The sequence below is a fragment of the Nocardioides sp. genome (assembly GCF_036274455.1).
Taxonomy (GTDB): domain Bacteria; phylum Actinomycetota; class Actinomycetes; order Propionibacteriales; family Nocardioidaceae; genus Nocardioides.
This window is the reverse complement of sequence record NZ_DASUFR010000007.1, coordinates 1-7166: the sequence shown is the minus strand read 5'-3', so window position 1 is coordinate 7166 and position 7166 is coordinate 1. Positions and strand designations below refer to the sequence as shown.

Here is a 7166-nt window from a genome sequence, read left to right as displayed (position 1 = left end):
GGTCGTCGCGGCGGACGTGATCGTGATGCCGCGCTCCTGCTCCTGCTCCATCCAGTCCATCGTGGCCGCGCCCTCGTGGACCTCACCGATCTTGTAGGTGATGCCGGTGTAGAAGAGGATGCGCTCGGTGGTGGTGGTCTTACCGGCGTCGATGTGCGCCATGATGCCGATGTTGCGGACCTTGTTGAGGTCCGTGGTGATGTCGACAGCCACTGTTGTCAGCGTTCCTTAGAAAGTCGTGGGATGACGGGGGCGGACGGCCGCCCGGTGGGGCAGCCGCCGCCGTACGTCACCAGCGGTAGTGGGCGAAGGCCTTGTTGGACTCGGCCATCTTGTGGGTGTCCTCGCGCTTCTTCACCGCGGCACCGAGGCCGTTGGAGGCGTCGAGGATCTCGTTCATGAGGCGCTCGGACATGGTCTTCTCGCGCCGGTCGGCGGCGTAGCCCACCAGCCAGCGCAGCGCCAGCGTGGTGCCGCGCGTGCCCTTGACCTCGATCGGGACCTGGTAGGTCGCGCCACCGACCCGGCGGGACTTGACCTCGATGGCCGGCTTGACGTTGTCGAGCGCGCGCTTGAGCGTCAGCACCGGGTCGGTGCCGGTCTTCTCGCGGCAGCCCTCCAGCGCGGTGTAGACGATGCGCTGGGCGACCTGCTTCTTGCCGTCCTTCAGGACCTTCGACACGAGCTGGGTGACCAGCTGCGAGCCGTAGACGGGGTCGACGTCGAGGGGACGCTTCGGCGCGGGGCCCTTGCGCGGCATGTCAGCTCTTCTCCTTCTTGGCACCGTAGCGGCTGCGGGCCTGCTTACGGTTCTTCACGGCCTGGGTGTCCAGGGCGCCACGGATGACCTTGTAACGGACACCGGGCAGGTCCTTCACACGACCGCCGCGGACGAGCACGATCGAGTGCTCCTGCAGGTTGTGACCCTCACCCGGGATGTAGGCGGTGACCTCGACGCCGCTGCTCAGACGCACACGGGCGACCTTGCGGAGGGCGGAGTTCGGCTTCTTCGGGGTGGTGGTGTAGACGCGGGTGCACACACCGCGTCGCTGGGGCGAACCCTTCAGGGCAGGCGTCTTGTTCTTCGACACCTTGTCCTGGCGGCCCTTGCGGACCAGCTGCTGGATGGTGGGCACCTGAGGTGGTTCCCTTTCGTTCTGCTCTCACGGCCCGGCACCTTGCCGGGCACGGGTGTACTGCGTTGCTGCTCGTGCCTGTTCGCGAGGTCCTGGCCCACCTGAGAGTCGGTGAGGCGCGGAGCACGCACAAGGGTCCGGAGATCCCGGACACCGAGGATCGAGCCTACCTGCCGCCCCGAACGGGGTCAAAACCCGCGCGCGCCCAGGTCAGGCCTGCTCAGGCGGCAACCGCGGCCTCCATCGGGCGCTCGGGGCCGGCCGCGGGCGCCCGCCGGCTGGCCACCCGGAACACCACGAGCGCGAGGGCGACGCCGACCAGCACCAGCAGGCCGCCGATGACCAGCGTCCAGCGGGCCCCGAGGTGCTCCCCGATCCAGCCGATGAACGGCGAGCCGAGCGGCGTACCGCCCATCACGACGGTCATGTAGAGCGCCATCACCCGGCCTCTCAGCGCCGGGTCCGAAGTGATCTGCATCGTCGCGTTGCTGGAGTTGAGCAGCGTGATCGTGGAGAAGCCGATCACCGGGGCGAAGAGCGCGAACGCGGCGTAGGACGGCAGCAGGCCGGCCACGATCTCGGCCAGGCCGAACCCGGTCGCGGCCACGAACAGCAGCCGGATCCGGATCCGCGGCCGGCGGGCCGCCAGCAGGGCTCCGGCGAGCGAGCCGACGGCGAGGCAGGAGCCGAGGATGCCGAACTCGCCGGCGCCCTTGCCGAAGACCTGGGTGGCCATCAGGGCGGAGGTCACCTGGAAGTTCATCCCGAAGGTGCCGGCGAAGAAGACCAGCACCAGGATCATCAGCATCTTCGGCTGCGAGCGCAGGTAGCGCAGCCCGTCGAGCAGCATCCCGGGCGAGCGGCCGCGCAGCTCGGGGGTGTTCAGGAGCCGGGCGTCCATCCGGCGCAGCTGCGCGATCACGGCGAAGTAGGAGATGCCGTTGAGGAGGATCACCCAGCCGGACGCGGTGGCACCGCCACCGAGCACCCCGATCAGGAGCCCGGCCAGCCCGGGCCCGACCAGCCGGGCGGTGTTGAACGACGCGGAGTTGAGGCCGATGGCGTTGGTGAGGTCGTCGGGGCCCACCATCTCGGAGACGAACGACTGCCGTGCCGGCGCGTCGAAGGCCGAGGCGATGCCGAAGATGAAGGCGAGGGCATAGACCATCCACACCTCGGCATGGCCGCTCACCGCGATGGCGCCGAGCAGCAGCGAGGAGAAGGCCATCCCCATCTGGGTGACCTGCAGCATGGCCCGCTTGGAGAACCGGTCCGCCACCACTCCGGCGTACGGCGAGAGGAGCAGCACCGGCAGGAACTGCAGCCCCGTCGTGACGCCGAGCTCGGTCCCGCCGGTGCCGGGCAGGGAGAGCACCAGCCAGTCCTGGGCCACGCGCTGCATCCAGGTGCCGGTGTTGGACACCACGCTGCCGGCGAGGTAGAGCCGGTAGTTGCGGTTGTGGAGGGCTCGGAAGGTGGGGCTCACTCGGTCTTGTTCAGTCCTGTTGGAAGTTCAGTCCTGGTCGGCCAGGCTCTGGATGATCGGGGTGGCGGCGCGGAGCACGTCGCGCTGCTCGGTGGAGAGGTCGCGGAGCTGGCGGGCCAGCCACTCGTCGCGGCGGCGCCGGTCGGCGAGGAGCCGCTCGCGACCGTTGTCGGTCAGCGTCACGACCACGACCCGGCCGTCGGTCTCGTGGGCCCGGCGGGCGACGTAGCCGCCCTCCTCGAGCCCGGTGACCTTGCGGGTCATGCTCGGCGGCTGCACCCGCTCGAGGGCCGCCAGCTCGCCGACCGTCAGGTCACCGTGGCGGAACAGGCTGCCCAGCACCGCCATCGACGCGATGCTCAGGTCGTTGCCGGGATCACGCTCGCTGGCGAGGCGGCGCCGCAGCCGCATCACGGCGACGCGAAGCTCCGACGCCAGTCCGGCGTCGGTGCGGGAGACCTTCTCCACGGTGGGCATGTCGTTAGCCTAACTCATTACCCGCGCTAACTATTCCGCTGGGACAGTCTCCGAAATGAGGCACGAGCGGCCGCCCCGGTCGGGGGCGGCCGCTCGCGTCAGGTGGTACGGGTCCTCACTTCTTGACGACGAGGACCTTCACCTTGTTGCTGGTGGCCGCAGCGGTCGAGTTGGTCTCGCTGACGGTCACGCGGTACTTCGCCTTGCCGACCTTGCCCGCCGTGTCCTTGAGCTTGAAGCTGCCCGACGCGGCGAGGTCCTTGGCCTGGACGACCTTCCAGGTGCCGTTCTTCTTCAGCTCGAGGGTCACCTTCGCACCCGCCCCGGCCGGGGTGGCCGTGCCCTTGATGACGACGTTGTTCCCCGTCTTGACCGTGGGGCGCTTGGCGTTCGCGGTCACGCTGACCTTGGTCTTGGCGGCGCTGGTGAAGACGTAGGAGGTGTCACCCAGGTTGACGGCGCGAACGACGCCCTCGCCCTGGATGCCGCTGCCGAGCGAGAACCCGCCGGCCTTGACGGTGGCGGCCGGCAACGCCGCCTTCCACTGCGCGAGCGTGCCGAACCACTCCGAGCCGTTGCCGCCGTTCTCGGCGCCGCTCGGGTCGGCGGCCTTGGCGGTGGCGCTGGAGCTGGAGGTCAGCCACCAGTTGTCGCCGTAGACCGACTCGCCGACGAGGACGTTGTAGTCGTTGCCGTTGCCGGTGATGTTGTCGGCGTCGAACACCAGCTGCGCGCCGGGGGCCGGCGAGGTGCCGTACCACTCCACGTTGCCCGTGGTCGGGAGCGCGCCGGTGACGGGGAAGTACAGCGCGACCTTGGCCTGGCTGGAGGCGTTGTCGGTCTTGACGTGGACGCCCTCGGCGAGGAAGTCGTAGTGGCCGGCGCTGCGGACGTCGTTGAGCGAGGTCACGAGGTCCGCGGCGCGGACCTGGGTGACGGTGGCGGCCTGGGCCGGAGAGACGGCGAGCGCCGTCGCCGCGAGGCCGAGACCCGCGGCGACCGCGGAGCCGCGGACGAGCTTGTTACGCATTTTCGGGTGAACCCTTCCGATGAACTGAACTGGAGCACACGCACCGTAGGGGTCCGTGTCGTCGCGCAACGAATCGGCTCAGCAAACCTTCAACTTCCTGTCGGACCGGCCTCACCACGCGACGAGCGGCCACCCCCGAAGGGGTGGCCGCTCGTGCCTCGAGTCCGGCGTGAAGAGCTACCGGTGGTGGTGGTGGCGGACGACGCGCACCTTGATGGTGCTGCTCTTGGCCGCCATCGTCGCGTTGGTCTCGGTGACCTCTACGCGGTAGCGGTTCACACCCATCTTGGCGGGCTTGTCACCGAACCGGAAGTCGCCGCTCGCAGCCAGGGTGCGGCTCTTGAGCGTGGTCCACTTCCCCTTGATCTTCGCCTCGAGCGAGATCTTGGCTCCGGTCCCGGCGGGCTCGACGTGGCCCTTGATCTTGGCCTTCTGGCCCCGGAAGACCTGGGCCCTCTTGGCCACCGCGTCGACGGTGACCTTGGCCTTGGCCAGGTTGGTGAAGACGTACTGGTCCGGGCCGTAGGTGATCGAGACCAGGACGCCGTCCTGCTTCAGGCCCTGGGCGACCCAGCCACCGCCGACGAGCGTGGCGGTCCGCCCCGCCGCGGCGAAACGACGGTTCCAGTCGTCCAGCGAGCCGTGGAAGTTGCCGCCGATGCCACTCGGAGGCGTGCAGGTGTCGGTCGCACCGGGCCGCTGGGTGGCACCGTCGCACGGCGCGAGGTTCTTCAGGGTGTCAGCCGCCAGCTTCGAGCCGGGGTACTCCTGCGCGTCGTGGTTGAGGTAGACGTCCTTGCCGCCGTAGGCGAGATCGCCCTGGAGCTCACCGTCGACGACGCCGTCGCCGTCGAGGTCGAGGGTGTAGAAGATGCCGGGCTGGTTGTCGGTGCCGTACCACGTGTAGTCGACGGCGTGGACCTGCGCGAACGGGACCTTCGTGGCGAACCGGCCACGAGCACCTGAGTTGCTCGTGTCCGTCACCTTCAAGTGCACACCCTGGGCCATGAACTCCTGCGTGGCGCCGGGCGCGACGCTGCTGCCGGTCGTGTTGCTGCCGGTGACGATCAGGTCGCCCGGACGGACCTGGGTGGTGCTCGTGGGCGCGGCCTGGGCCGGCGCTGCGCCGACCAGACCGGCCGCGAGGCCGAGTGCTGCTACTGCGATCGATCCACGTGTGATCTTCGAGTGCATGCGGAAACAAACCCTTTCTGACGAGGTTGACAGGGCGCTCTCCACGTTACGCACAACGCCCTGTCAACCTTGACGCGGGGTCTGCCCGAAAGGTTCGGTCAGGTCAGCAACCGGGTGATCGGGTCGATGGCGAAGTAGATGACGAACGCCACCGCGACACCCCACAGCAGGGGGTGCACCAGGCCGGCCTTGCCCAGCACCAGCTTGATGAACACGTAGGACACGAACCCGGCCCCGATGCCGACGCTGATCGAGTAGGTGAACGGCATCAGCACGATGGTCAGGAACGCCGGGATCGCGATCTCGAGGTCGATCCAGTCGATCTCGCGGACCTGCTGCATCATCAGGAAGCCGACCAGGACGAGCGCGGGGACCGCGGCCTCGGACGGGATGATGCTGACCAGCGGCGAGACCAGGATCGTCAGCAGGAACAGCACGCCGGTCACGATCGAGGCGATGCCGGTCCGGGCGCCCTCACCCACCCCCGACGCCGACTCGATGTAGGACGTGTTGGACGAGACGCCGCCCACGCCGCCGGCGGCAGCGGCGAGCGAGTCGACCACGAGGATCCGCTCGGTGTTCGGAGGGATCCCGTCCTCGTCGAGCAGCCCGGCCTCGGCCCCGATCGCCGTCATCGTGCCCATCGTGTCGAAGAAGTCCGCGAGCATCAGGGTGAAGATGAGCAGCAGGGTCGAGACCACACCGATCTGGTCCCACGAACCGAGCAGCGAGAAGTGCCCGATGGTGTCGAAGTGCGGCGTGTCGACCAGGTCGTCCGGCAGCTTCGGCTCGTTGAGCGACCAGCCGTTCTCCGCGCCCAGTGCGTCGACGACCACGGCGAGGACCGTCGTGGCGAGGATCGAGATGAGGATCGCGCCCTTCACCTTGCGGACCCACAGCGCGATGACCAGCAGCAGCCCGAAGCAGAACACGACGACGGGCCAGCCGGTCAGCTCCCCCGACCCGCCGAGCTGGACCGGCACCGTCGTGTTGGCGGCGTCCGGGATCCGCGTGACGAAGCCGGCGTCGACGAACCCGATCAACGCGATGAACAGGCCGATCCCGACCGAGATCGCAGTCTTCAGCGCGGTGGGCACGGCTTGGAACACCGCGGACCGGAACCCGGTCAGCACCAGGACGAGGATGATGAGGCCCTCGATGACCACCAGGCCCATCGCGTCGGCCCAGGTCATCTGGCTCGCGATCGCGAACGCCACGAACGCGTTGAGCCCGAGACCCGTCGCCAGCGCCAGCGGGTAGTTGGCGACGACGCCCATGAGGATGGTCATGACGCCGGCCACGAGCGCCGTACCGGCGGCGATCGCCGGCAGGTTCGACCCGTCGCCGGAGCCGCCCCCGAGGTAGTTCCCGTCGACGTCGGCCGCGAAGCCGAGGATCAGCGGGTTGAGGACCACGATGTAGGCCATGGTGAAGAAGGTGACGATCCCGCCGCGGATCTCCCGCCCGAAGGTGGAGCCCCGCTCGGTGATCTTGAAGTAGCGATCCAGTCCGGAAGTCTCCCCGGATGACGTCTGCTGGGTGCTCATGGCCGCAGACAACCAGAACCGGCGTTGCTTCGGAACACCCCACGCCATGGCTAGTCTGAGGTCGTGGACCTCCGCGACGAGCAGCCGATGAAGCACGAGATCGGCAGCCGCACCTACATCGTCGCCGACGTCGAGCCGCTGGACGTCGACGGGGTCCGCACGGTCGAGGTCGGCACCCTCGCGTGGCTCGTCGGCTTCCTGGCGCTGCTGCCGTTCTACAGCCGGCTCGAGGACGCCGGCCGCACCTGGTGGCTGTGGACCTGCCTGGCCGGGTTCGGCCTCGGGCTGTTCGGGCT

The 7166-nt window shown here is 68.8% G+C and carries 9 protein-coding genes; 1 reads left to right on the top strand and 8 read right to left on the bottom strand.

Features of this window, described 5'->3' with window-relative positions:
• The 8 genes from VFV89_RS00460 to VFV89_RS00425 form a co-directional block, all read right to left on the bottom strand.
• Positions 1-213 (bottom strand): GTP-binding protein (locus tag VFV89_RS00460; RefSeq protein ID WP_329703920.1); only part of this gene is annotated, 213 nt, incomplete at its 3' end.
• A gap of 76 nt (positions 214-289) precedes the next feature.
• Entirely contained in the window at positions 290-760 is a 471-nt protein-coding gene (rpsG, locus tag VFV89_RS00455) for a 30S ribosomal protein S7 (protein ID WP_329703919.1), read from the bottom strand.
• Between the two features lies 1 nt (position 761).
• A complete protein-coding gene (gene rpsL, locus VFV89_RS00450; protein WP_028654597.1) occupies positions 762-1136 on the bottom strand; it encodes a 30S ribosomal protein S12 in 375 nt (124 codons plus the stop codon).
• Between the two features lie 220 nt (positions 1137-1356).
• Positions 1357-2622 carry an MFS transporter gene (locus VFV89_RS00445; protein ID WP_329703918.1) on the bottom strand — a complete coding sequence of 422 codons (1266 nt, stop codon included), beginning with the start codon at positions 2620-2622 and terminating at the stop codon, positions 1357-1359.
• A gap of 27 nt (positions 2623-2649) precedes the next feature.
• Positions 2650-3099, bottom strand: a complete 450-nt coding sequence (locus VFV89_RS00440) for a MarR family winged helix-turn-helix transcriptional regulator (protein WP_329703917.1) — start codon at positions 3097-3099, stop codon at positions 2650-2652.
• Positions 3100-3214: 115 nt separating this feature from the next.
• Positions 3215-4129: a hypothetical protein gene (locus tag VFV89_RS00435; protein ID WP_329703916.1), complete on the bottom strand. Its 915-nt coding sequence runs from the start codon at positions 4127-4129 to the stop codon at positions 3215-3217.
• A 177-nt stretch (positions 4130-4306) separates the two neighbouring features.
• Positions 4307-5323, bottom strand: coding sequence for a hypothetical protein (locus VFV89_RS00430; RefSeq protein ID WP_329703915.1), 1017 nt, complete (start codon positions 5321-5323; stop codon positions 4307-4309).
• 98 nt (positions 5324-5421) lie between these two features.
• Entirely contained in the window at positions 5422-6870 is a 1449-nt protein-coding gene (locus VFV89_RS00425) for an NCS2 family permease (protein WP_329703914.1), read from the bottom strand.
• Positions 6871-6933: 63 nt separating this feature from the next.
• On the opposite strand from VFV89_RS00425, the gene VFV89_RS00420 reads away from it, so the two are divergent.
• On the top strand, positions 6934-7166 hold a 233-nt coding region (locus VFV89_RS00420; protein WP_329703913.1), incomplete at its 3' end, for a DUF2530 domain-containing protein.